The organism is Bradyrhizobium sp. USDA 3256, assembly GCF_054058275.1.
Map to the genome: position 1 here is coordinate 3942325 of NZ_JBSSAE010000002.1, position 23515 is coordinate 3965839.

Annotated in this window: 35 protein-coding genes; 4 read left to right on the top strand and 31 right to left on the bottom strand. The window is 64.0% G+C overall.

Annotated features, from left to right (window positions below):
• Positions 1 to 82 precede the first annotated feature (82 nt).
• Positions 83 to 1681: an OprO/OprP family phosphate-selective porin gene (locus tag ACVWY5_RS20375; RefSeq protein WP_028335472.1), complete on the top strand. Its 1599-nt coding sequence runs from the start codon at positions 83 to 85 to the stop codon at positions 1679 to 1681.
• Between the two features lie 327 nt (positions 1682 to 2008).
• Here ACVWY5_RS20375 and ACVWY5_RS20380 read toward each other — a convergent pair whose 3' ends face one another.
• The gene (locus ACVWY5_RS20380; RefSeq protein WP_028335471.1) at positions 2009 to 2386 is read right to left on the bottom strand and encodes a winged helix-turn-helix transcriptional regulator; all 378 of its coding nucleotides are present in this window, start codon (positions 2384 to 2386) and stop codon (positions 2009 to 2011) included.
• Positions 2387 to 2504: 118 nt separating this feature from the next.
• Between ACVWY5_RS20380 and ACVWY5_RS20385 the strand changes: the two genes are divergently transcribed.
• From ACVWY5_RS20385 to ACVWY5_RS20395, 3 genes are all read left to right on the top strand, one after another.
• Positions 2505 to 3518, top strand: coding sequence for a zinc-binding alcohol dehydrogenase family protein (locus ACVWY5_RS20385; protein ID WP_028335470.1), 1014 nt, complete (start codon positions 2505 to 2507; stop codon positions 3516 to 3518).
• Between the two features lie 190 nt (positions 3519 to 3708).
• Positions 3709 to 4788 (top strand): phosphotransferase family protein, encoded by a 1080-nt coding sequence (locus ACVWY5_RS20390; protein WP_028335469.1) that lies wholly within the window; start codon positions 3709 to 3711, stop codon positions 4786 to 4788.
• 52 nt (positions 4789 to 4840) lie between these two features.
• The gene (locus ACVWY5_RS20395; protein ID WP_028335468.1) at positions 4841 to 5968 is read left to right on the top strand and encodes a hypothetical protein; all 1128 of its coding nucleotides are present in this window, start codon (positions 4841 to 4843) and stop codon (positions 5966 to 5968) included.
• A gap of 105 nt (positions 5969 to 6073) precedes the next feature.
• Here ACVWY5_RS20395 and ACVWY5_RS20400 read toward each other — a convergent pair whose 3' ends face one another.
• From ACVWY5_RS20400 to tuf, 30 genes are all read right to left on the bottom strand, one after another.
• Positions 6074 to 6370, bottom strand: a complete 297-nt coding sequence (locus ACVWY5_RS20400) for a DUF1330 domain-containing protein (protein WP_028335467.1) — start codon at positions 6368 to 6370, stop codon at positions 6074 to 6076.
• 6 nt (positions 6371 to 6376) lie between these two features.
• Positions 6377 to 7171, bottom strand: coding sequence for an SDR family NAD(P)-dependent oxidoreductase (locus ACVWY5_RS20405; protein WP_028335466.1), 795 nt, complete (start codon positions 7169 to 7171; stop codon positions 6377 to 6379).
• Positions 7172 to 7511: 340 nt separating this feature from the next.
• Entirely contained in the window at positions 7512 to 7928 is a 417-nt protein-coding gene (gene rplQ, locus ACVWY5_RS20410; RefSeq protein ID WP_028335465.1) for a 50S ribosomal protein L17, read from the bottom strand.
• A gap of 120 nt (positions 7929 to 8048) precedes the next feature.
• Positions 8049 to 9080, bottom strand: coding sequence for a DNA-directed RNA polymerase subunit alpha (locus tag ACVWY5_RS20415; protein WP_035631062.1), 1032 nt, complete (start codon positions 9078 to 9080; stop codon positions 8049 to 8051).
• Positions 9081 to 9199: 119 nt separating this feature from the next.
• Positions 9200 to 9589: a 30S ribosomal protein S11 gene (rpsK, locus tag ACVWY5_RS20420; RefSeq protein WP_006021048.1), complete on the bottom strand. Its 390-nt coding sequence runs from the start codon at positions 9587 to 9589 to the stop codon at positions 9200 to 9202.
• A gap of 114 nt (positions 9590 to 9703) precedes the next feature.
• Entirely contained in the window at positions 9704 to 10072 is a 369-nt protein-coding gene (gene rpsM, locus ACVWY5_RS20425; RefSeq protein WP_016843766.1) for a 30S ribosomal protein S13, read from the bottom strand.
• Between the two features lie 189 nt (positions 10073 to 10261).
• The gene (locus tag ACVWY5_RS20430; protein ID WP_028335464.1) at positions 10262 to 11134 is read right to left on the bottom strand and encodes an adenylate kinase; all 873 of its coding nucleotides are present in this window, start codon (positions 11132 to 11134) and stop codon (positions 10262 to 10264) included.
• A 71-nt stretch (positions 11135 to 11205) separates the two neighbouring features.
• Entirely contained in the window at positions 11206 to 12540 is a 1335-nt protein-coding gene (gene secY / locus ACVWY5_RS20435; protein ID WP_028335463.1) for a preprotein translocase subunit SecY, read from the bottom strand.
• A gap of 156 nt (positions 12541 to 12696) precedes the next feature.
• Positions 12697 to 13182, bottom strand: a complete 486-nt coding sequence (rplO, locus tag ACVWY5_RS20440; protein WP_028335462.1) for a 50S ribosomal protein L15 — start codon at positions 13180 to 13182, stop codon at positions 12697 to 12699.
• Positions 13183 to 13203: 21 nt separating this feature from the next.
• Positions 13204 to 13395 (bottom strand): 50S ribosomal protein L30, encoded by a 192-nt coding sequence (gene rpmD / locus ACVWY5_RS20445; RefSeq protein WP_028335461.1) that lies wholly within the window; start codon positions 13393 to 13395, stop codon positions 13204 to 13206.
• A 39-nt stretch (positions 13396 to 13434) separates the two neighbouring features.
• Positions 13435 to 14010: a 30S ribosomal protein S5 gene (rpsE, locus tag ACVWY5_RS20450; protein ID WP_028335460.1), complete on the bottom strand. Its 576-nt coding sequence runs from the start codon at positions 14008 to 14010 to the stop codon at positions 13435 to 13437.
• Positions 14011 to 14068: 58 nt separating this feature from the next.
• Positions 14069 to 14428, bottom strand: a complete 360-nt coding sequence (gene rplR, locus ACVWY5_RS20455; protein ID WP_016843760.1) for a 50S ribosomal protein L18 — start codon at positions 14426 to 14428, stop codon at positions 14069 to 14071.
• Between the two features lie 11 nt (positions 14429 to 14439).
• Entirely contained in the window at positions 14440 to 14973 is a 534-nt protein-coding gene (rplF, locus tag ACVWY5_RS20460; RefSeq protein ID WP_024578581.1) for a 50S ribosomal protein L6, read from the bottom strand.
• Positions 14974 to 14987: 14 nt separating this feature from the next.
• Positions 14988 to 15386, bottom strand: coding sequence for a 30S ribosomal protein S8 (gene rpsH / locus ACVWY5_RS20465; RefSeq protein ID WP_018272133.1), 399 nt, complete (start codon positions 15384 to 15386; stop codon positions 14988 to 14990).
• 14 nt (positions 15387 to 15400) lie between these two features.
• Positions 15401 to 15706 carry a 30S ribosomal protein S14 gene (gene rpsN, locus ACVWY5_RS20470; RefSeq protein ID WP_016843757.1) on the bottom strand — a complete coding sequence of 102 codons (306 nt, stop codon included), beginning with the start codon at positions 15704 to 15706 and terminating at the stop codon, positions 15401 to 15403.
• A gap of 46 nt (positions 15707 to 15752) precedes the next feature.
• Positions 15753 to 16310 carry a 50S ribosomal protein L5 gene (rplE, locus tag ACVWY5_RS20475; RefSeq protein ID WP_016843756.1) on the bottom strand — a complete coding sequence of 186 codons (558 nt, stop codon included), beginning with the start codon at positions 16308 to 16310 and terminating at the stop codon, positions 15753 to 15755.
• A complete protein-coding gene (gene rplX / locus ACVWY5_RS20480; protein ID WP_016843755.1) occupies positions 16303 to 16617 on the bottom strand; it encodes a 50S ribosomal protein L24 in 315 nt (104 codons plus the stop codon). The genes rplE and rplX overlap by 8 nt, the downstream gene beginning before the upstream one ends.
• Positions 16617 to 16985 (bottom strand): 50S ribosomal protein L14, encoded by a 369-nt coding sequence (rplN, locus tag ACVWY5_RS20485; RefSeq protein WP_011473865.1) that lies wholly within the window; start codon positions 16983 to 16985, stop codon positions 16617 to 16619. The genes rplX and rplN overlap by 1 nt, the downstream gene beginning before the upstream one ends.
• 75 nt (positions 16986 to 17060) lie before the next feature.
• The gene (rpsQ, locus tag ACVWY5_RS20490) at positions 17061 to 17309 is read right to left on the bottom strand and encodes a 30S ribosomal protein S17 (RefSeq protein ID WP_016843754.1); all 249 of its coding nucleotides are present in this window, start codon (positions 17307 to 17309) and stop codon (positions 17061 to 17063) included.
• A 10-nt stretch (positions 17310 to 17319) separates the two neighbouring features.
• On the bottom strand, positions 17320 to 17526 hold the full coding sequence (gene rpmC, locus ACVWY5_RS20495) for a 50S ribosomal protein L29 (RefSeq protein WP_016843753.1): 207 nt from the start codon (positions 17524 to 17526) through the stop codon (positions 17320 to 17322).
• A gap of 5 nt (positions 17527 to 17531) precedes the next feature.
• Positions 17532 to 17945: a 50S ribosomal protein L16 gene (gene rplP / locus ACVWY5_RS20500; RefSeq protein ID WP_016843752.1), complete on the bottom strand. Its 414-nt coding sequence runs from the start codon at positions 17943 to 17945 to the stop codon at positions 17532 to 17534.
• Positions 17946 to 17975: 30 nt separating this feature from the next.
• On the bottom strand, positions 17976 to 18677 hold the full coding sequence (gene rpsC, locus ACVWY5_RS20505; RefSeq protein WP_016843751.1) for a 30S ribosomal protein S3: 702 nt from the start codon (positions 18675 to 18677) through the stop codon (positions 17976 to 17978).
• A 20-nt stretch (positions 18678 to 18697) separates the two neighbouring features.
• Entirely contained in the window at positions 18698 to 19084 is a 387-nt protein-coding gene (gene rplV / locus ACVWY5_RS20510) for a 50S ribosomal protein L22 (RefSeq protein WP_018272136.1), read from the bottom strand.
• Positions 19085 to 19094: 10 nt separating this feature from the next.
• Positions 19095 to 19373, bottom strand: coding sequence for a 30S ribosomal protein S19 (gene rpsS / locus ACVWY5_RS20515; protein ID WP_028335459.1), 279 nt, complete (start codon positions 19371 to 19373; stop codon positions 19095 to 19097).
• Positions 19374 to 19385: 12 nt separating this feature from the next.
• Positions 19386 to 20219: a 50S ribosomal protein L2 gene (gene rplB / locus ACVWY5_RS20520; RefSeq protein WP_021081655.1), complete on the bottom strand. Its 834-nt coding sequence runs from the start codon at positions 20217 to 20219 to the stop codon at positions 19386 to 19388.
• Between the two features lie 12 nt (positions 20220 to 20231).
• Positions 20232 to 20531 (bottom strand): 50S ribosomal protein L23, encoded by a 300-nt coding sequence (locus ACVWY5_RS20525; RefSeq protein ID WP_016843746.1) that lies wholly within the window; start codon positions 20529 to 20531, stop codon positions 20232 to 20234.
• Complete coding sequence (gene rplD, locus ACVWY5_RS20530; protein ID WP_016843745.1) at positions 20528 to 21148, bottom strand: 50S ribosomal protein L4; 621 nt, start codon at positions 21146 to 21148, stop codon at positions 20528 to 20530. The genes ACVWY5_RS20525 and rplD overlap by 4 nt, the downstream gene beginning before the upstream one ends.
• A 1-nt stretch (position 21149) precedes the next feature.
• A complete protein-coding gene (gene rplC / locus ACVWY5_RS20535; RefSeq protein WP_018272139.1) occupies positions 21150 to 21869 on the bottom strand; it encodes a 50S ribosomal protein L3 in 720 nt (239 codons plus the stop codon).
• A gap of 54 nt (positions 21870 to 21923) precedes the next feature.
• Positions 21924 to 22232, bottom strand: a complete 309-nt coding sequence (rpsJ, locus tag ACVWY5_RS20540) for a 30S ribosomal protein S10 (protein ID WP_002712302.1) — start codon at positions 22230 to 22232, stop codon at positions 21924 to 21926.
• 86 nt (positions 22233 to 22318) lie between these two features.
• Complete coding sequence (tuf, locus tag ACVWY5_RS20545; RefSeq protein WP_018272140.1) at positions 22319 to 23509, bottom strand: elongation factor Tu; 1191 nt, start codon at positions 23507 to 23509, stop codon at positions 22319 to 22321.
• Positions 23510 to 23515 lie beyond the last annotated feature (6 nt).

A 23515-nucleotide genomic window follows, 5' to 3' on the forward strand; every position in this document is an offset into this window, starting at 1 on the left:
GGAAGCACTGTCGTGCGTCAGTCACGATACGCTCCTAGGACCGTTCAGTGAGTGGGGACTTCAAACACAACAGGGGTGCACGATGGGTGCGACAAAAGTTGGTGCAATCGCCATAGGCCTGGCAGGGGCGCTCGCCGCCTCGCCGGCCTATTCACAATCGGCCGGAGGCGGCAGCGATGCGGAGATCGCGCTACTGAAGCAGCAGCTGAAGATGCTCGAACAGAAGCTCGACAGACTGCAGAAGCAGACCAACGCCAATACCGCAACCGCCGCCAGCGCGAACGCCAATGCGAAGGCGGCGGATGCCAAGGCCGCGCGAGTGGCGAGCGCCAACGCCGCGATCCCGGTGAAAGGCCCGGTCGCGCCGTCCGGCGTCGTTGTGACGATGCCGAACAACCGGCCGACGATCTGCACCGCGGACGAACAGAACTGCGTTGCGATCACGAGTCGCGTGCATTGGGATGTCGGCGGCTACGACTATCGTCCGAACACCGCAGGCACCTCGCCGCAGAAGCTCGACAGCGGCGAGAACGTCCGCCGCGCGCGCATCGGCATCGTCGGCAAATTCTTCGGCGACTGGAATTACTCGCTGATCTACGATTTCGGCGGCTCGTCCGACGGCTTCGGCGGCGCGGCACCGGGATCGCTGCCCGGCGGCGGCACCTCGGGCATCGAGAATGCGTATCTGAGCTACACCGGCTTCAAGCCGTTCGGCGGCAAGATGGCGATCGAAGGCGGCATCATGGACGTGCCGTGGACGCTCGACGAAGCGACCAGCTCCAACGACATCCTGTTCATGGAGCGCGCCTCGGTCGGCATCATCGCCCAGAACATCGCCGCCGGTGACTTCCGTTCGGCCGCCGGCACCCGCTGGTGGAACGACCAGTTCTGGATCGGCGGCTATGTCACCGGACCAACGTCGGGCGCCATCCACTCCGCGTCCTCCGCCTCGCCGGCCGGCACGTCCGAGCAGTATGGCGGGGTCATCCGCGTCGCCGGCAATCCGATCAGCGGCAAGAACTATTCGGTGCACATCGGCGCCGATGCGGAATGGCTGGTGCAGCCGCCACGCAACCAGCTCACGCAGGCGCAGACGCTCACGCTCAGCGACCGGCCCGAGCTGCGCATCGATCCGACCACGCTGATCTCGACCGGTGCGATCGCCAACGTCTCCGGCGCGCAGGTCTACGGCGTCGAGGCCGCGGCGACCTATGGCCCGTTCATCGCGCAAGGCGAATATTACTGGTTCAATGTCGACCGCTCGGCGAACACGGGGCTGCCGCCATTCGGCGCGCCGAGCCTGAAGTTCGACGGCGGTTACGCGCAGGTCGGCTACGTGCTGACCGGCGAGAACCACGCCTACAACCCGGCGACGGCCTCCTATAGCGGGATCAAGCCGCATGATCCGTTCTCGCTCGCCGGCGGCGGCTGGGGCGCCTGGGAAATCGCCGGCCGCGTCAGCACGATGGACCTCAACGATCAGATCGCGCAGGCGGTCGGCGTCGCGGGCGGACGGCAGACCATCTACACCGCCGCGCTGAACTGGTACGTCAACAACAACGTCCGCTTCATGCTGAACTACCTGCACGGCGATATCGCCAAGCAGGCCTCGGCGACCTCGGCTGCGGACGTCGGCTCGAAGTTCGACGCGGTCGCGCTGCGCACGCAGGTTGCGTTCTGAGCTGATCGGAGCGGCCGTCAAGATCAACGGCCGGGAGCGACACCGCTCCCGGCCGTTACGCGCTGCCGAAATATCGAAAACAACCCATGCAAAGGAGCCGGCGGCAAAAGAACTTCGTCGTCCCGGACAAGCGCAGCGAAGCGGAGCGCAGATCCGGGACCCATAACCACAGGATCTGGCTTGACGAAGACTCGTGGTCGCTCGCCCGCGCCGCAACCGCTCCCTGGGGTTATGGGTCCCGGCCTACGCCGGGACGACACCGAACTTTTCATTTGCGAGTAACCTGCCCCTCGGCGCGTGGCCGGCCTGATTCAATTCAAACTTGAGCTACGCCGCGCGCTTCTTCTTCACGACGACCTCAGGCGCCGGCGCGCAAGACAGCCGCTCCTGATGCCCCTCGCCCCAGGCCTTCAAAATATCGATCACCGGGCGCAGGCTCTCGCCGAGTTCGGAAAGCGTGTATTCGACGCGTGGCGGCACCTCGGCATAGACCTTGCGGATCACGAGGCCATCGTCCTCGAGCGCGCGCAGCTGCTTGGTCAGCATGCGCTGGGTGATGCCGGGCATCCGCTTCCGCAGCTCGCCGAAGCGCTGGGTGCCGGCCTGCAAGTGGTAGAGGATCACGCCCTTCCATTTGCCGTCGATCAGGTCGAGCGCCGCCTCGACCGCGCAGCCCGGCCGGCGCGCAAAATTCTGCCGTTTCATCCAGTATTTTCCCAATAGTATACAAACAGGGACTAGTTCCCTGTTTTTACAGTACTTGCCAAATGGACGCCAGCGCGACAGTTAATCGGCAGGCAATCGCCCACCACGGAGACCAGGCATGAAGGCCGTCGGATACCAAAAATCGCTGCCGATCGAGGCGGCGGACTCTCTCGTCGATTTCGAGATCGCCAAGCCCGAGCCGAAGGGGCGCGACATCCGCGTCGCGGTGAAGGCCATCTCGGCCAATCCGGTCGACTACAAGGTGCGCAAGCGCGCCGCGCCGACCGACGGCGGATACAAGATCCTCGGCTTCGACGCGGCCGGCGTGGTCGACGCGGTCGGGCCCGACGTCTCGCTCTTCAAGCCCGGCGACGAGGTGTTTTACGCGGGCTCGATCCTGCGCCAGGGCACCAATTCGGAATTTCATCTGGTCGATGAACGCATCGTCGGCAACAAGCCGGCGTCGCTGTCCTTCGCGCAGGCCGCCGCCCTGCCCCTGACCTCGATCACCGCGTGGGAGCTGCTGTTCGACCGGCTCGGCGCGGTGCCGGGCAAGAGCCTCGACCCGCGCACGCTTCTGATCACCGGCGGCGCCGGCGGCGTCGGCTCGATCCTGATCCAGCTTGCGCGCCGCCTCACCGGGCTGACCGTGGTCGCGACCGCGACGCGGCCGGAGTCGCAAAAGTGGTGCCGCGATCTCGGCGCCCATGCGGTGATCGACCACTCGCAGCCGATGAAGGAGCAGATCGAGAGCTTGAGGCTGCCGCCGGTCGGCCTCGTCGCCAGCCTCACCTTCACCGACCAACACTACAAGTCGATCGCCGACTTCATCGCGCCGCAGGGCAAGTTCGGCCTGATCGACGATCCGCCGGAGTTCAACGTCGCCGCCTTCAAGGGCAAGGCGGTGTCGGTGCACTGGGAATCGATGTTCACGCGCTCCTCGTTCCAGACGCCCGACATGATCGCGCAGCATCATCTGCTCAACGATGTCGCCGACCTGATCGACAAGGGCGTGCTGCGCACCACGCTCGACCAGACCTTCGGTACCATCAACGCCGCCAACCTCAAGCGCGCCCACGCTTTGCTGGAAAGCGGCAAGTCACGCGGCAAGATCGTGCTCGAGGGCTGGTAAGGCTCCTCACGTCCGCTTCCTCATGCCCGGGCAACATCCCGGGCATGATATCCCCACAGGCCGGCGGCTGGCTTTTGCCAAAGCCACGGCATCGCCTGTATGATTTGCGCAACGATCACCCCGTCCTCAATCCGGCCGCGCAGGACGCGGCCGGAGCGGTGGTGACGCCTACGGGGATGGGAGGAAACCGATGAGTTTGCTCACGGCCGATCCGTCGCGGATCGATCCGGAGTGGATGACGCGGGCGCTGCGCGAAGCCGGTGTGATCGACGAGGTCAGGGTCGTCGATCTCGCCTGCAAGCCGGTCGGCAATGGCCTCGTCGGCGACAGCTATCGATTTCGTCTGACCTATGACGGTGACGAGCCGAACGCTCCTTTAAGCGTCGTCGGCAAATTCCCTGCTGCAGATCCCGACAGCCGCCGCTCCGGTTCCGCGCACACGCTTTACGTCCGCGAGGTCGCGTTCTATCGCGAGCTGGCCGCCACCGTCGCCATTCACACGCCCCGGCCGATTCTTGCCGAAATCGATCCGGCGACCGACGACTTCACGCTGATCCTGGAAGACCTCGCGCCCGCACGTCCGGGCGATCAGCTCGCCGGATGCTCGATCGCCGACAGCCAGATGGCCATGACCGAGGCCGCGGCGTTGCATTCGCCGCGATGGAATGACCCGAGCCTCGATGCGGTGCAATGCTTCGTGGTGGCCGCAAGCCGGCGCAGAGACCTTCGCGCGGTGCTGCCCGGCATCATCGGTCACTACAAGGAGCGATATCGCGGCGTGATCGAGTCGGAATTCCTTGATCTGATCGACCGGCTTCCGGACGCGCTATTGCGCTACCAGTCCGATCGATCCGCGCCGCGAACCTTGCAGCATGCGGACTTCCGGCTCGACAACATGCTGTTCGATGTGCGCGGCAACACCCGGCCGATGGCGACGCTGGACTGGCAGACGCTGACAGTGGGCCCGGGAATCGTCGACGTCGCCTATTTCCTCTCGGCCGGCATCGATCCATCCGAACGGCGGCTTCATGAGGCCGACCTGGTGCGGCTCTATCATTCGGAACTGATCCGGCGCGGCGTGCGGGACTATGACTGGGATCGTTGCTGGCGGGATTACCGGCGCTACACGCTGCACGGCATCATGATGGGCGTCGTCTCCGCGCTCAGCGTCCAGCGCTCCGAACGCGGCGACGCGCTGTTCCTGAAAATGACCCGCGGCGCCTGCGCGCAAGCGCTGGACCACGACAGTTTTTCATACTGGCAGGACTGACGCGCTTTCGAGCGAAGTGGATTCAACGCGTCAGGCATCGAAAGGGATCGGCGTGCTCAACAAACTGGACGATTTCCCTATCCACCAGACGCCGGAGCCGATCGCGGTTCCCTCGACCAGCGACCGCAATGTCTATGACCGGACCTGGTTCAACGGCTACACCGCCGACGGCGCGTATTATTTCGGGATCGGCATTGCGATCTACCCGCACCGCAAGATACTCGATTGCGCCTTCAGCGTCGTGGAACGCGGCGGACGGCAGCACTGCTTTTACGGCTCGCGGCGGGCCCCGATCGAGCGCACCGAGATGCAGGTCGGTCCGTTCAGGCTCGAAGTGCTCGAGCCGATGCTGCGGACCCGGGTGGTGCTCGACGACAATGCGACGGGCCTCGCCTGCGACCTGACCTTCTCCGCGCGCACCGCCGCGATCCAGGAAGCGCGCCAGACGCTTTGGTCGGGCGGCCGCCGCGCGATGGATTCGACCCGGTTCGACCAGTTCGGCCGCTGGAGCGGCGTCATCAACCACCCCGATGGCGGGATCAAGGTCGACGATCGCACATGCTACGGCACCAAGGATCGCTCCTGGGGCGTGCGCAATGTCGGCGAACGCGACGTCGGAGGCGCGCCGATGCCGCCGCCGAGCGTGTTCTTCCTCTGGGCGCCGCTGGTCTGGGACGACCACATCTCGCACGCGATCTTCTTCGACGGGACGCAGGGCGAGGCGCTGGTCCGCGAGGGCATTACCGCGCCGCTCTACCGAAGCGAGGCCGAGATCCCCGGCGTGGTCGACGGCCTCGACCGCCGCATGGCGACCGCGCGGCATCGCGTCAAATACGTGCCGAACACCCGGCTCGCGCAGTCGGCCGAAATCGACCTGGTCGATATCGACGGCCACACCACGACCATCGCGCTCAACCCGATCCTCAAATTCCAGATGAAGGGCCTCGGCTACGGCCATCCGCAGTGGGGCCAGGGCATGTGGAAGGGCGAGCTCGAGATCGGCAGCGAGTCGTTCGATCCATCGACGCTCGACCCGCTGGCCCGCGAGAATGTGCACGTGCAGCAGGTGGTCCGCGCCCGCCAGGGCGGCCAGACCGGAATCGGCGTGCTGGAGCAGATTTGCTTCGGTCCCTACCGTCCCGCAGGCTTCAGCGACTTCCTGGACGGCGCGAAGGGATAGCTAGCTAGAGCATGATCCGGAAAAGTGCGAAGCGGTTTTCCGAAAAGATCATGCTCAAACAAAGAGCTAAGGCGCGATGACGATTCAACCTAATCTCATCGCGCTTTAGATCGGCGGCACGCCCTCGGCGAACAGAAGGCGCCGCTCCAGCGCGGTTGCACGCAGCTTCAACGCTTCGGCGTATTCCGGTGACGCGTACCATTCGCGCAGGCGCGCCATGGTCGGAAATTCGACGATGACGATCGCGTTCGGTGGCGGACCGCCCTCCACCACCTCGACTGTGCCGCCGCGCACGACGTAGCGCCCGCCATATTGTGCGATGGTGTTCGCCGCCAGCGTGCGATAGGCCTCGAACGCTGCGGCGTCCCGCATCTCGACCTCGGAGATCACATAGGCCGGCATGCGGCCTCATGCGATCGTGTTGACGATGCCGCCCTCGGCGCGCAGCGCGGCGCCGTTGGTCGCCGAGGCCTGCTTGGAGCAGACATAGACCACCAGATTGGCGATCTCCTCGGTGCTGGCGAAGCGCTGCAGCAGCGAGGTCGGCCGGTGCTGCTTGACGAAGTTGGAGGCCGCCTCCTCGACCGACTGGCCGTTCTGCTTGGCGAGATCCTTGACGAAGGTCTCGACGCCCTCGGACATGGTCGGTCCGGGCAGCACCGAGTTGACGGTCACGGCGGTGCCTTTGGTTAGCTCGGCGAGGCCGCGCGCGATCGCAAGCTGCGCGGTCTTGGTCATGCCGTAGTGAATCATCTCGGTCGGGATGTTGAGGCCGGACTCCGAGGAGATGAAGACGATGCGGCCCCAGTTGCGCTTGAGCATGCCCTGCATGTAGCCGCGCGACAGCCGCACGCCGGACATCACGTTGACCTCGTAGAAGCGGCTCCAGTCCTCGTCGGGAATGTCGAAGAACGGCTTCGGCTCGAAGATGCCGGCATTGTTGACGAGGATGTCGACGTCCGGCAGCGCCGCGAGCAGCGCCTTGCAGCCGGACGCAGTCGAGACATCAGCGGCGATGCCGCGGACCTTTGCGCCGGGCACCGCTTTGGCGATCGCGGCAATCGCGGCATCGACCTTGGCCTGACCGCGGCCGTTGACGACGACCTCGGCGCCGGTCTCGGCGAGGCCCTTGGCGATGGCATTGCCGATGCCCGCGGTCGAGCCGGTCACCAGCGCAGTTTTTCCGGAAAGGTCGATTTTCATCTGTCATCTCCATTGATGTCGATGGACATATCGGGCGCGGCATGCAGCGCCGCAATTGCATCTCACCGACGCGTGAGGAAGTAGAACACGCCTCGTCGTCCTGGCGAAAGCCAGGACCCATTACCACCGCATTCGATTGTGAACGCGAACGTTGCCCCATCGCCGTGCAACAATGAGCAGTTGGGGTAATGGGTCCTGGCTTTCGCCAGGACGACGACGGGGATAGAGCGACGCCACCAAAACAAAAACGGCGCCCGAAGGCGCCGCTTTCAAAACCTGGCTCGAGAGCAGCCTGCGCCGCCTCAGTGAGAGCGGCCTGCGCCGCCTCGGCGAAAGCGGCTTACGCCGCCTCGGCTTCCTTGTCCTGGGTCGGACCGGAATCCTGGCCCTTGGCGTCGACGTCGCGGTCGACGAACTCGATCACGGCCATCGCCGCGTTGTCGCCGTAGCGGAAGCCGGCCTTGATGATGCGGGTGTAGCCGCCCTGGCGGTCCTTGTAGCGGGTCGCCAGCGTGTCGAACAGCTTCCTGACCTGGTCGACGTCGCGCAGCTCCGAGATCGCCTGGCGGCGCAGGGCGAGGCCGCCCTTCTTGCCGAGGGTGACGAGCTTCTCGACGATCGGCCGCAGCTCCTTGGCCTTCGGCAGCGTGGTGACGATCTGCTCGTGCTTGATCAGCGCGGCCGCCATGTTGGCGAACATCGCACGCCGATGCTCGGCGGTGCGGTTGAGCTTCCGATGAACCTTGCCGTGACGCATTGACTTCTTCCTTCTTCAATTCTGCCGCGGTGGTTCAGCGACAAGTTTTGCAGGTGGGCATCCTGCGTTCGCCCGGTAGAATCATGGCCGGGACAGCCCGGCCATGATGATGGAATCGGATCAGTAGTGATCCTCGAAGCGCTTGGCGAGCTCGTCGATGTTCTCCGGCGGCCAGCCCGGCACTTCCATGCCGAGGTGCAGACCCATCTGGGCCAGCACTTCCTTGATCTCGTTCAGCGACTTGCGGCCGAAGTTCGGGGTGCGGAGCATTTCCGCTTCCGACTTCTGCACGAGGTCGCCGATGTAGACGATGTTGTCGTTCTTCAGGCAGTTTGCCGAACGCACCGACAGCTCGAGCTCGTCGACCTTCTTGAGGAACGCCGGGTTGAACGCGAGATCGGGGATGATCTCCTGCGTGACTTCCTTGCGCGGCTCTTCGAAGTTGACGAACACGTTGAGCTGATCCTGCAGGATGCGCGCGGCGTAGGCCACCGCGTCCTCCGGCGTGATCGCGCCGTTGGTCTCGATCGTCATGGTGAGCTTGTCGTAGTCGAGGATCTGGCCCTCACGGGTGTTCTCGACCTTGTAAGACACCTTGCGGACCGGCGAGAACAGGCTGTCGACCGGGATCAGGCCGATCGGAGCATCCTCGGGACGGTTGCGCTCGGCGGCAACATAGCCCTTGCCGGTCGTGACCGTGAACTCCATGCGGATCTCGGCGCCGTCGTCCAGCGTGCAGAGCTGCAGGTCGGGGTTGAGCACCGTGACATCGCCGACGGTCTGGATGTCGCCGGCGGTGACGGCGCCCGGGCCCTGCTTCTTCACGACCATGCGCTTCGGGCCTTCGCCCTGCATCTTGATCGAGATGTCCTTGATGTTGAGGACGATGTCGGTGACGTCTTCACGGACACCGGCGATCGAGGAGAACTCGTGCAGCACGCCGTCGATATGCACCGACTGCACCGCCGCGCCCTGCAGCGAGGACAACAGGATGCGGCGCAGCGCGTTGCCGAGCGTCTGGCCGAAGCCACGCTCGAGCGGCTCGGCGACCACGGTGGCGAACCGGCTCGCGTCCGAGCCCGGCGTCACCTGCAGCTTGTTCGGTCGAATGAGTTCTTGCCAATTTTTCTGGATCGTCACTGTTTCACCCATTTGCCGGTCATAGGGCCAAATCGAATGGCCGAACCCGGCGTTGGAGATCGCGGATCAGTCCGCGCGGTCAATTCCAAAAACCATCGCAGGGCGGCCAAAGGCCGCCCGCGACTTACAGATCAAACGCGCCGACGCTTGCGCGGACGGCAGCCATTGTGCGGGATGGTGGTCACGTCGCGGATCGAGGTGACGGTGAAGCCCGCAGCCTGCAGCGCACGGAGCGCCGACTCACGGCCCGAACCCGGGCCTGCCACTTCAACCTCCAGCGTGCGCATGCCGTGTTCCTGCGCCTTCTTGGAGACGTCTTCGGCCGCGACCTGCGCGGCATAGGGGGTCGACTTCCGCGAGCCCTTGAAGCCCATGGTGCCGGCCGACGACCAGGCGATGGTGTTGCCCTGCGCGTCGGTGATGGTGATGGTCGTGTTGTTGAACGACGAATTCACGTGCGCGATGCCGGAGGCGATGTTCTTGCGTTCGCGGCGGCGTACGCGGGTGGCTTCCTTGCCCATTTCAAACCTTTCCTGTGATCTCGACGCCGCCGTAGTGCCAGCGGCTACACCTCAAAACGCAAATGGCGAGTAGCGAATTTCCATTCGCTACTCCCCACCTGCAATTCGCAAAACTTACTTCTTCTTGCCGGCGATCGCCTTGGCCGGCCCCTTGCGCGTGCGCGCATTGGTGTGGGTGCGCTGGCCGCGCACCGGCAGACCGCGGCGATGACGCAGGCCGCGGTAGCAGCCGAGGTCCATCAGCCGCTTGATGTTGATGCCGACCTCACGACGGAGGTCGCCCTCGACCAGATAGTCGCGGTCGATCACTTCGCGGATCTGCAGGACTTCCTGGTCGGTCAGCTGGTTGACGCGACGGTCCACCGGGATCTTGACCTTCTCCATGATGTCGGCAGCGTTCTTCTGGCCGATGCCATGGATGTACTGAAGCGCGATCAGGACGCGCTTGTTGGTAGGAATGTTCACGCCGGCAATACGGGCCACGGACTTCTCTCCTGTCGCCGATCCATCACGGATACGGGCTTCTCAAGTTCTTGCTCTCTCGGGCTTGTGTTCACAAACGCGAACACGACGCCCTCCCCTCATGTCCTTCGGGGCCCGGCATCGTCATAAAACTATCCAACTTGGATGCGGGGCTTATTAAAGGATTCATGTCGGTTTCGTCAACCGCTCCTAGCGTTTAGCTCGCTTTTTCGTGAGCTTTTTTGCCGCCTTTTTGGCGGTCTTTGCTCCCTTGCGGGCTTTCGCGGCGCTGGCGGCATTCTTTACCGCCTTCTTCACGGTTTTCTTGGGCGCCTTGGCCTTGGAGGGCGCCTTGGCAGCCTTCCGGGCCGATTTGGCGGCCTTTTTGGCTGATTTAGCTACCTTCTTGGCCGGCTTCTTGCTGGCCTTCATGGTCGCCTTGGCGGCCTTTTTAGCCGCCTTGGGGGCGTGATCCTCATGATCCTTCGGTTCCAGCGCGCCGAGCGCGGTCAGGATCCGGTTGATCTCGCGGGTAACGTGCTCGATGGTCATCATGCCATCCACCGTCAGCAGCTTCCGCCGCTCCGAATAATAGTGAATCAGCGGCTCCGTCAGCGAACGGTACTGCGCCAGGCGCTTGGTCAGCACTTCCGGCGTGTCGTCGAGGCGGACTTCCTCGCCGCGCGCGCGGGTTTCCTCGGCACGCTTCTCAACGCGGGCGAGCAGCGCGCTCTCGTTGACGCGGAGCTCAACCACGGCGTCGAGCTTGAGGTGCTTTTTCCGGAGCAGATCGTCGAGCGCCTCGGCCTGCGGCACGGTGCGCGGGAAGCCGTCGAGAATGAAGCCCTTCTTGGCATCGGGCTCCTCGATTCGGTCGGCGATGATTCCCACCACCACCTCGTCGGGAACCAGGCCGCCATTGGCCATGATCTCCTTGGCCTGCAAGCCGATCGGCGTACCCGCGGCGACCGCAGCGCGCAGCATCTCACCGGTCGAGAGCTGGACGATGCCGTGCTTGTGCACCAGCCGCTGCGCCTGGGTTCCCTTGCCCGAGCCCGGCGGCCCCAAAAGGATCAATCTCATATCTGTTTCGCCCCCCGGCTAGGTGGGCGACGTCCGCACACCTGTGTTTTGAGTTCGAAGCCGAGCCGCGATCAGCGGCGGCGGCCCCCCCTGAGCTTCGACTTCCTGATCAGCCCTTCATACTGATGAGCGAGCAGATAGCCCTGCACCTGCGACACCGTATCCATCGTCACGCTGACGACGATCAACAGCGAGGTGCCGCCAAAGTAGAACGGGACCGATGCGTAGGAAATCAGAATTTCAGGAATCAGGCAGACGATCGCGAGATAGAGCGCGCCGAGCACCGTGATGCGCGACAGCACATAGTCGATATACTCGGCGGTGCGCTCGCCCGGCCGGATGCCCGGGATGAAGCCGCCATGCTTCTTCAGATTGTCCGCGGTCTCGGTCGGATTGAACACGATCGCGGTGTAGAAGAACGCGAAGAACACGATCAGCGCGAGATACATGAAAAGGAACAGCGGCCGGCCGTGGCTGAGCTGGGTCGTGATCCACTGGAACCATTCCGGCCCCTTGCCGGCGTTGAAGTTCGCGACCGTGGTCGGCAGCAACAGCAGCGACGAGGCGAAGATCGGCGGAATCACGCCCGAGGTGTTGAGCTTGAGCGGCAGATGCGAGGACTGGCCCTCGAACATCTTGTTGCCGACCTGGCGCTTCGGATACTGGATCAAAAGCCGCCGCTGCGCGCGCTCCATGAAGACGATGAAGGCGATCACGGCGACCGCCATCACGATGACGATCAGGATCAGGCCGGTCGACATCGCACCCTGGCGGCCGAGTTCCAGCATGTTGGCGAGCGCCGACGGCAATTCGGCGACGATGCCGGCCAGGATGATCAGCGAAATACCGTTGCCGATGCCGCGCGAGGTGATCTGCTCGCCGAGCCACATCAGGAACATGGTGCCGCCGGTCAGCGTGATCGCGGTCGAGATCCGGAAGAACATGCCGGGGTCGCTGACGACATTGCCGGCGCCTTCGAGGCCGATCGCGATGCCGTAGGACTGGAACAGCGCCAGGATCACCGTCAGATAGCGGGTGTACTGGTTCAGCGTCTTGCGGCCCGCCTCGCCTTCCTTCTTGAGCGCCTCGAGCTGCGGCGACACGGTGGTCAGGAGCTGCACGATGATCGATGCCGAGATGTACGGCATGATGTTGAGCGCGAAGATCGCCATGCGGTGGATGCCGCCGCCGGCGAACATGTTGAACATGCCGAGGATGCCGCCGGACTGGCTGCGGAACACCTGCTCCCAGATGTTCGGATCGATGCCGGGCAGCGGGATGTAGGTGCCGAGCCGATAAACAAGCAGCGCACCCAGGGTGAACCAGATGCGCTTCTTCAGCTCGTCGGCTTTCGCCAGCTGTCCGAAATTGAGGTTGGCGGCAAGTTGTTCGGCTGCTGAGACCATGTTTCGGCTTTCTCCCGGAGCCCCATTCGCCGGCGCCCCCAAAGAGATCAATTCCCTGGGCGCCGGCAGACACCGGACATTATCTGGTGCTCGGCCTCGATAAGTCCATCATTCGATCTGCGGATTGCCCGCGCGTCGCGGGCAATGACGCAGATGTTACGCCGCCTCGCCTTCTTCCTTGGCGGGGGCCAGGATCTTGACCGAGCCGCCGGCCTTCTCGACCGCGGCAATGGCCGACTTGGAAGCGCCGTGCGCCTCGATGGTCAGCTTGGTCTTGATCTCGCCGCGGCCGAGCAGCCGCAGGCCGTCCTTGGCGCGGCGCAGCACGCCGGCCTTGACCAGCGATTCGACGTTCACCGTCGCGCTCGCATCGACCAGCTTGTTGTCGATCGCTTCCTGCAGACGGTCGAGATTGATCTCGGCGAAGTCGAGCCGGAAGATGTTGTTGAAGCCGCGCTTCGGCAGACGGCGATGCATCGGCATCTGGCCGCCTTCGAAACCCTTGATGCGGACGCCCGAACGCGCGGTCTGGCCCTTGCCGCCGCGGCCCGAGGTCTTGCCCTTGCCGGAACCGATGCCACGGCCGACACGCATGCGCTTCTTGCGCGAGCCGGCGTTGTCGGCGATATCGCTGAGCTTCATCGCCCTTCTCCTTATCTCTGCTTACTCGCCGACGACGCGGACGAGATGCTGAACCTTGCTGATCATGCCGCGAACTTCAGGGGTATCCTGCAGCTCGGCAACCCGGCCGATCTTGTTGAGCTTGAGGCCGATCAGCGTCGAACGCTGCGAGTGATGGCGGCGGATTGCGCTGCCGATCTGCTCGACCTTGATGGTCTTGCTGGCCTTGGCCATGACAGTAACTCCGAATAGCGCTTCGAGAAGCGCGCGTTGTTATTCCGCCACCACTTCGGCGTCGCCGCCGACGCGGCGCGACTGCAGGGTGGAGACCTTGATGTTGCGGCGCGCAGCCACCGAACGCGGCGAATCCTGATGCTTCAGCGCATCGAACGTCGCGCGAACCATGTTGTAGGGATTCGACGAGCCGATCGACTTCGCCACCACGTCCTGGACACCGAGCGTCTCGAACACCGCGCGCATCGGGCCGCCGGCGATGATGCCGGTACCGGCCGGAGCGGCACGCAGGTAGACGCGGCCGGCGCCGTGACGGCCGGCGATGTCGTGATGCAGCGTGCGGCCTTCGCGAAGCGCGACGCGCGTCAGGTTGCGCTTCGCCGATTCGGTCGCCTTGCGGATCGCTTCCGGAACTTCGCGCGCCTTGCCGTGGCCGAACCCGGCCCGGCCCTTCTGGTCGCCGATCACGACCAGCGCCGCAAAGCCGAAGCGCTTGCCGCCCTTGACGACCTTCGCCACGCGATTGATGTGGACGAGCTTGTCGACGAACTCGCTATCGCGCTCCTCGCGCTCCCTGCTCCGTTCGCGTCCGCCGCGTTCGCGTTCACCTGCCATGGTGTTTTCCAATCTCTAGGAGGCCTTGCGCCTCTTTCCTCGTAATCGTTCGTAAAGTTTAGAAGCTCAATCCGCCTTCGCGCGCCGCATCCGCGAGCGCCTTGACGCGCCCGTGATAGATGTAGGCGCCGCGATCGAACACGACTTCCTTGACGCCCTTCTGCGCCGCGCGCTCGGCGAGCAGCTTGCCGACCGCCTTGGCCGCATCGATATCGGCGCCGGTCTTGCCGGCGTCGCGCATGGTCTTCTCCAGCGACGAGGCGGAAGCGAGCGTCTCGCCCTTCTGGTCGTCGATGACCTGGGCGTAGATGTGCTTGGACGAGCGGAACACCGACAGCCGCGGACGGCCGCCTGCCGAGCGGCGAAGCGCAAGGCGCACGCGCTGCTTGCGCCGGGCATTCGTAACCTTGAGTGACATGACCGGCTCCGTTACTTCTTCTTGCCTTCCTTGCGGAAGATGAATTCGTTGGCGTACTTCACGCCCTTGCCCTTGTAGGGCTCCGGCGGACGGTAGGCGCGGATCTCGGCGGCGACCTGGCCGACGCGCTGCGGATCGTTGCCGGTGATCGTGATCTCGGTCGGCTTCGGCACCGCGATGGTGATGCCTTCCGGGATCGCGTACACCACGTCGTGGCTGTAGCCGAGCGCGAGCTGCAGGTTCTTGCCCTGCATCGCGGCACGGTAGCCGACGCCGGTGATCTCGAGCTTCTTCTCGAAGCCTTTGGTGACGCCCTCGACGAGGTTGGCGACCTGCGCGCGCGCGGTGCCGTACATCGCCTGCGCGCGGTTGGTCTTGACCCGCGGAGCAACCTTGACCTGGCCGTTCTCGAACTTCACCTCGACGTCGTCATGCACGACGAACTGAAGCTGGCCCTTCGGCCCCTTCACCTTGACGGTCTGACCTTCGACGGTCGCCGTCACACCCGACGGGATCGCCACCGGCCTTTTGCCGATACGTGACATCGTAAAATCCTTCCTCAGAACACCGTGAAGAGAACTTCGCCGCCCACGTTGGCGTCGCGCGCCTGGTGGTCAGCCATGATTCCCTTCGGCGTCGACAACACCGAAATGCCGAGACCGTTGTTCACGCGCGGCAGGTTCTTCACCGAGGCGTAAACGCGGCGGCCCGGCTTCGACACCCGCTCGATCTCGCGGATGACGGGCTCGCCGTCGAAATACTTCAGCTCGATCTCGAGCTCGCTGCGGCCCGAGGCATGCTCGACGCTGGCGTAGCCGCGGATGTACCCCTCGGACTTCAGCACCTCGAGCACGTTGGCGCGCATCTTCGAGCCGGGGCTCGAGACCTTGGACTTGGAGCGCATCTGCGCGTTGCGGATGCGGGTGATGAGATCGCTGATCGGATCGTGCGTAGACATGGTTCCGACCCTCCTTACCAGCTCGACTTCACGAGGCCGGGAACCAGGCCCTTGGAGCCGAGTTCACGCAGCGCGATGCGCGAGAGCTTGTTCTTGCGATAGTTCGAGCGCGGACGCCCGGTCAGCTCGCAACGATTGCGGATGCGCGTCGGCGACGAGTTGCGCGGCATCTCGGCGAGCTTCAGCGTCGCCGCGAAGCGCTCTTCCATCGGCTTGGTCTTGTCGGCGATGATCGCCTTCAGCTTCTCGCGGCGCGGGCCGGCGTTCTTCGCCATCCGCTTGCGCCGGTTGTTCTTCTCGACTGAACTCTTCTTTGCCATGCTTGGCTCCTGGGTATCCGCGTTTGAGTGGCTTTGGCTCAGCTACTCACTGCCGGAACGGGAAATTGAAAGCGGTCAACAAGGCGCGCGCCTCGTCGTCGGTCTTGGCGGTGGTGCAGACCGTGATGTCCATGCCACGCGCTTCCGAGACCTTGTCGAAGTCGATCTCGGGGAAAATGATGTGCTCCTTGATGCCGAGCGAATAGTTGCCGCGGCCGTCGAAGCTCTTCGGGTTCAGGCCGCGGAAGTCGCGGACGCGGGGCAGCGCCACGTTCACCAGGCGGTCGATGAACTCGTACATATGGGTCTTGCGCAGCGTGACCTTGCAGCCGATCGGCTGGTTCTCACGCAGCTTGAAGGTCGCGATCGCGATCCGCGAATAGGTCACGATCGCCTTCTGGCCGGCGATCTGGGTCAGCTCGGCGGCGGCGGTCTCGGCCTTCTTGCGGTCGTTGACGGAGTCGCCCACGCCCATGTTGAGCACGACCTTGTCGAGGCGCGGCACCTGCATCACGTTGGCATAACCGAACTTCTCGGTCATCATGCCGCGGATCTTCTTGTCGTACTCCGCGCGCAGACGCGGCGTGTAAGCTGTATCAGCCATCGATCTCTGCTCCCGAGCTCTTGGCAACACGAACCTTCTTGCCATCGGCCTGAATCTTGAACCCGATGCGGGTCGGCTTTCCGTCCTTGCCGACATACGCAATGTTCGAAAGGTCGATCGGCATCTCCTTGGAGATGATGCCGCCTTCCTGGGTCTGGGTCTGCTTCTGGTGACGCTTCACCATGTTGATGCCGCGAACGAGAGCCTTGTTCTCGTCCGGACGCACCTCGAACACCTCGCCGGTGCGACCCTTGTCGCGGCCGGTGAGCACCATCACCTTGTCGCCCTTGCGGATCTTGGCAGCCATCACAGCACCTCCGGCGCAAGCGAAATGATCTTCATGTGGTTCTTGGCGCGCAGCTCGCGCGGCACCGGCCCGAAGATACGGGTGCCGACCGGCTCGGACTGATTGTTGATCAGCACGGCGGCGTTGCGGTCGAAACGGATAACCGAACCGTCGGCGCGGCGGATGTCCTTGCGGACCCGGACCACGACGGCCTTCATCACGTCGCCCTTCTTCACCTTGCCACGCGGAATGGCTTCCTTGATCGACACAACGATAACGTCGCCCACGGTGGCATAGCGGCGCTTGGAACCTCCAAGAACCTTGATGCACATGACACGGCGTGCGCCTGAATTATCGGCCACGTCGAGGTTGGTCTGCATCTGAATCATTGATGCACCTCGTCCTCTTTCTGCGCTTCAGCGCGCTCAAAATTTCCCTGAATTTCCCCGGCCAGGCCGAAGTAATCAGGCCGTTTTCTTGTGTTCGCCCCGGACCACGGTCCAGCGCTTCAGCTTCGAGATCGGCTTCGATTCCTCGATCCAGACCATGTCGCCCGGCTTGAACTGGTTGTTCTCGTCGTGCGCGTGGTAGTTCTTGGAACGGCGGATCGTCTTCTTGTAGATCGGGTGGGTGAAGCGGCGATCGACGCGCACCACGATGGTCTTGGCTTGCTTGTCGCTGACGACCACGCCCTGCAGAGTACGTTTCGGCATAGCTGGCCCCTTACTTCTTCTTCGCGCGCTGCTGGGCAGCGATGGTCTTGATACGAGCGATATCGCGGCGGGCTTCCCGCATCCGCGAGGTGTTCTCCAGCTGCCCGGTGGCGCGCTGGAAACGCAGGTTGAAGCGCTCCTTCTTCAGGTTCAGGATCGCGTCTTCCCGCTGGTCGTCGCTCATCGCGCGAATGTCTTCAACTTTCATCTCGGCCATGGCGATTACTCCGCAATGCGCGCAACGAAGCGCGTCTTGATCGGCAGCTTGGCAGCCGCGAGCGACAGCGCTTCCTTCGCGGTCTGCACCGGCACGCCGTCGATCTCGAACATCACGCGGCCCGGCTTGATCCGGACCACCCACAATTCCGGAGCACCCTTGCCGGAGCCCATGCGGACTTCGGCTGGCTTTTTCGACACCGGCACGTCCGGGAACACGCGGATCCAGACGCGGCCGGCGCGCTTCATGTGACGGGTCAGCGCGCGGCGGGCGGCTTCGATCTGACGGGCGGTGACGCGCTCAGGCTCCATCGCCTTCAGGCCGAACTGGCCGAACGCCAACGTCGCGCCAGAGGTCGCAACGCCGTGGATACGGCCCTTATGCGCCTTCCGGAACTTCGTTTTCTTAGGTTGCATCATGGCTTTAAGCCCTCAAATTCCTGCTTTGCCTCAAGCGGCGTCGCGGCGCGAACGCGGCGTGCTGTCGCCCTCGGCCATCTTCTTGTCCTGGGCCATCGGATCGTGCTCGAGGATCTCGCCCTTGAAGATCCAGACCTTGACGCCGCAGGTGCCGAAGGTCGTGAACGCGGTGGCAACGCCGTAGTCGACGTCGGCGCGCAGCGTGTGCAGCGGCACGCGACCTTCGCGGTACCACTCCATGCGCGCGATTTCTGCGCCGCCGAGACGGCCCGAGCAGTTGATGCGGATACCGCCGGCACCGAGACGCATCGCCGACTGCACGGCGCGCTTCATGGCGCGGCGGAACGCGACGCGGCGCTCGAGCTGCTGGGCGATCGATTCAGCGACCAAGGTCGCGTCGAGCTCCGGCTTGCGGATTTCGACGATGTTGATCACGACGTCCGACGAGGTGATGTCGGCAACCTTCTTGCGCAGCTTGTCGATGTCGGCGCCCTTCTTGCCGATCACGACACCCGGACGGGCCGAGTGGATCGTCACGCGGCACTTCTTGTGCGGACGCTCGATCACGATGCGGGCCACGGCCGCCTGCTTGAGCTCCTTGTGCAGGATCTCGCGGATCTTGACGTCCTCGTGCAGCAGCTTGCCGTATTCCTGCTTGCCGGCGAACCAACGGGAGTCCCAGGTCCGGTTGATGCCGAGACGCAGCCCGATTGGATTGATCTTTTGACCCATCGTCTTCTCCTGCGCCCTTCTTAAGCGCTTGCCTCGGCCTCGACCTGACGAACCACGATGGTCAGGTGCGAGAACGGTTTGAACACACGGCCCGAACGGCCACGGCCGCGCGGAGCAAAACGCTTCATCACGATGCCGTTGCCGACATGCGCCTCGGCAACGACGAGATCGTCGACATCGAGGTCATGGTTGTTCTCGGCGTTGGCGATCGCCGATTCCAGGCACTTCTTGACGTCGACTGCGATCCGCTTGCGCGAGAACTGCAGGTCGGCGAGCGCAGCGGACGCCTTGCGGCCGCGGATCAGCTGCGCCACCAGGTTTAGCTTCTGCGGGCTGACACGCAGCATGCGGGCGACGGCCTTGGCCTCATTGTCCGCGAGGCTACGTTCGCGCTTTGGTTTGCTCATCGGTTAATCCTCAAGCCTTCTTGGCTTTCTTGTCGCCCGAATGGCCGTGGAAGGTCCGGGTCGGCGAGAACTCGCCGAACTTGTGACCCACCATTTCCTCGTTGATTGCCACCGGCACGTGCTTGTGGCCGTTGTAGACGCCGAACGTCAGGCCGACGAACTGCGGCAGGATGGTCGAGCGGCGGCTCCAGATCTTGATGACGTCGTGACGGCCGGACGAGCGCGCGGCATCTGCCTTCTTGAGCAGAGAACCCTCGACGAACGGGCCTTTCCAGACTGAACGAACCATGTCCGGCGTTCCTTACTTCTTCCGCTTGTGGCGGCTGAGGAGAATGAATTTGTTGGTCGACTTGTTGGTGCGGGTCTTCTTGCCCTTGGTCGGCTTGCCCCACGGAGTAACCGGGTGGCGACCGCCCGAGGTACGACCTTCACCACCGCCGTGCGGGTGATCGATCGGGTTCATGACGACGCCGCGGTTGTGCGGACGCCAGCCGAGCCAGCGGGTACGACCGGCCTTGCCGATCGAGATGTTCATGTGATCCGGGTTCGAGACCGCGCCGATCGTGCCGCGGCAACGGCCGTGCACCAGACGCTGCTCGCCCGAGTTCAGGCGGACGATCACGTAGTCCTGGTCGCGGCCGACGATCTGGGCGTAGGTGCCGGCGGAGCGCGCCAGCTGACCGCCCTTGCCGATCTTCAGCTCGATGTTGTGCACGATCGTGCCGACCGGCATGTTGCCGAGCGGCATGACGTTGCCCGGCTTGACGTCGACATAGTTGCCGGCGACGACGGTGTCGCCCGCTGCCAGGCGCTGCGGCGCCAGGATGTAGGCCAGCTCACCGTCCTGATACTTGATCAGCGCGATGAAGGCGGTGCGGTTCGGATCATACTCGAGCCGCTCCACGACCGCCGGCATGTCCACCTTGTCACGGCGGAAGTCGACAGTGCGGTAGGCCTTCTTGTGGCCGCCGCCGCGGAAACGCACGGTGATGCGACCGGTGTTGTTGCGACCGCCATTGCCGAGCTTGCCCTCGGTCAGGGTCTTCACCGGCTTGCCCTTGTAGAGCGCCGAACGATCGACCATGACCAGCTGGCGCTGGCCCGGCGTCGTGGGATTGTAGGTTTTCAATGCCATCGTCGTTGCGCCTTATAGTCCGGTAGTCACGTCGATGCGGTGGCCCTCTTCCAGGGTCACGATCGCGCGCTTGGTGTCCGACTGCGAACCGAGATTGCCGCGAAACACCTTGGTCTTGCCCTTGCGAACGAGCGTGTTGACGCTCTTCACCTTGACGTCGAACAGCTTCTCGACCGCTTCCTTGATCTGCGGCTTGGTGGCCTTGCCGGCGACCTTGAACAGCACCTTGTTGTGCTCGGAGGCGAGCGTCGCCTTTTCCGTCACGACGGGAGAGATGATGACGTCGTAGTGGCGCGGATCGATGTTCTTCATTTGAAGCGCGCCTCCAGCGCATCAACCGCAGCCTTGGTCAGCACCAGCTTCTGGCGGCGGAGAATGTCGTAGACGTTGATGCCCTGGATCGGCAGCACGTCGATGTTCGGAATGTTGCGGGCCGCGGTCGCGAAACCGGCATTGAGCTCGGCGCCGTCGATGATCAGCGCATTGGTGAGCCCGAGGCCGGAGAAGTGACCGAGCAGCGCCTTGGTCTTGGCGGCCTCGAGCTGCGCATTGTCGATCACGATCAGCCCGCCGTCCTTGGCCTTGGCCGACAGCGCATGCTTCAGCGCGAGCGCGCGCACCTTCTTCGGCAGGTCGGTCGCGTGCGAGCGAACAACCGGACCGAACGCACGGCCACCGCCGCGGAACTGCGGCACGCGAGCCGAGCCGTGACGGGCGCCGCCGGTGCCCTTCTGCTTGTACATCTTCTTGCCGGTGCGCCAGATCTCGGCGCGGCCCTTGGCCTTGTGGGTACCGGCCTGACGCTTGTTCAGCTGCCACTGCACGCAGCGCTGGATGATGTCGGCACGCGGCTCGAGACCGAAGATCGCGTCCGAGAGCTCGACGGATCCGGCGTCCTTGCCTTCAAGGGTCGTGACTTTCAGTTCCATCTCACACGCCCTCCTTCTCGGCCACAGCCTCGGCAGCTTCGCCACCTGCAACCTTGAACTTGCCGGGCTTCGGGGCTTCCTTCGGCAGCGGCTTCTTGACGGCGTCGCGCACCGAGATCCAGCCGCCCTTGGAGCCGGGAACGGCGCCTTCGACGAGGATCAGGCCGCGCTCGACGTCGGTCGAAACCACGCGCAGATTGAGCGTGGTGATGCGGTCGACGCCCATGTGACCGGGCATCTTCTTGTTCTTGAAGGTCTTGCCGGGGTCCTGACGGCCACCGGTCGAACCGATCGAACGGTGCGAGATCGACACACCGTGGGTGGCGCGCAGACCGCCGAAATTCCAGCGCTTCATGCCGCCGGCGAAGCCCTTACCGATCGAGGTGCCGGTCACGTCGACGAACTGGCCGACCACGAAATGGTCCGCCTGGATTTCCGCGCCGACCGGGATCAGCGCGTCCTCGGACACGCGGAACTCGGCGACCTTGCGCTTCGGTTCGACCTTGGCGACCGCGAACTGGCCGCGTTCGGCCTTGGGCATGTACACGGTCTTGCGGGCGCCCGAGCCAAGCTGAAGAGCGACATAGCCGTTCTTCTCGGTCGTGCGGTGGCCCAGCACCTGGCAGTTGCCCAACTTCAGCACGGTCACAGGGATATGCTCGCCGGTCTCCGTAAAGACCCGCGTCATCCCGACCTTTTGTGCGATCACTCCGGAGCGCATCGGCGTGCTTCCTGTCTTTCTGTCCGCAAGCGGCGGACGTAAAAATCCAAAACCTTAGAGCTTGATCTCGACGTCGACACCGGCGGCCAGGTCGAGCTTCATCAGCGCATCGACGGTCTGCGGGGTCGGGTCGACAATGTCGAGAAGGCGCTTATGGGTGCGCATCTCGAATTGCTCGCGGCTCTTCTTGTCAACGTGCGGCGAACGGTTGACGGTGAACTTCTCGATGCGGGTCGGCAGCGGAATCGGTCCGCGAACCTGCGCACCGGTGCGCTTCGCCGTGTTCACGATCTCGCGGGTCGACGTATCGAGGATTCGATGGTCGAACGCCTTGAGACGGATGCGAATATTTTGGCCGTTCATTGCCGTATTCTTTCTTTAGTGAGTGGCGAGTAGCGAATAGCGAATGGAGTGACCCACTCGCTACTCGCCATTCCCTATTCGCGTAGTTACTCGATGATCGCGGCGACGACGCCGGCGCCGACGGTGCGGCCACCTTCGCGGATCGCGAAGCGCAGCTTCTCTTCCATCGCGATCGGCACGATCAGGTGCACCTCCATCGCGATGTTGTCGCCCGGCATCACCATCTCGGTGCCTTCCGGCAGGTGCACGACACCGGTCACGTCGGTGGTGCGGAAGTAGAACTGCGGACGGTAGTTGGTGAAGAACGGGGTGTGGCGACCGCCCTCTTCCTTGGTGAGGATGTAAGCCTCAGCCTTGAACTTGGTGTGCGGCTTGACCGAACCGGGCTTGCACAGCACCTGGCCACGCTCGACTTCCTCGCGCTTGGTGCCGCGGAGCAGCGCACCGATGTTGTCGCCGGCCTGGCCCTGATCGAGCAGCTTGCGGAACATTTCGACGCCGGTGACGATGGTCTTCTGGGTGTCGCGGATACCGACGATTTCGATTTCCTCGCCGACCTTGATCACGCCGCGCTCGACACGGCCGGTGACGACGGTGCCGCGGCCCGAGATCGAGAACACGTCTTCAACCGGCATCAGGAACGGCTGGTCGATCGGACGCTCCGGCTGCGGGATGTATTCGTCGACATTGCGCATCAGCTCGAGGATGGCGTCGTGGCCGAGCTTCTTGTCCTTGTCTTCGAGGGCGGCGAGCGCCGAGCCCTTGATGATCGGGATCTTGTCGCCCGGGAATTCGTACTTCGAGAGCAGCTCGCGGACTTCGAGCTCGACGAGCTCGAGCAACTCCGGATCGTCGACCATGTCGCACTTGTTGAGGAACACGACGAGCGCGGGCACGCCGACCTGGCGGGCGAGCAGGATGTGCTCGCGGGTCTGCGGCATCGGGCCGTCAGCAGCCGACACGACCAGGATCGCGCCGTCCATCTGGGCAGCGCCGGTGATCATGTTCTTCACGTAGTCGGCGTGGCCGGGGCAGTCGACGTGGGCGTAGTGGCGGTTGGTCGTCTCGTACTCGACGTGCGCGGTCGAGATCGTGATGCCGCGGGCCTTCTCTTCCGGCGCCTTGTCGATCTGGTCGTAGGCGGTGAACGTCGCGCCGCCGGTTTCTGCGAGCACCTTGGTGATCGCTGCGGTCAGCGAGGTCTTGCCATGGTCGACGTGACCGATGGTGCCGATGTTGCAGTGGGGCTTGTTACGTTCGAATTTAGCTTTGGCCATTTGACT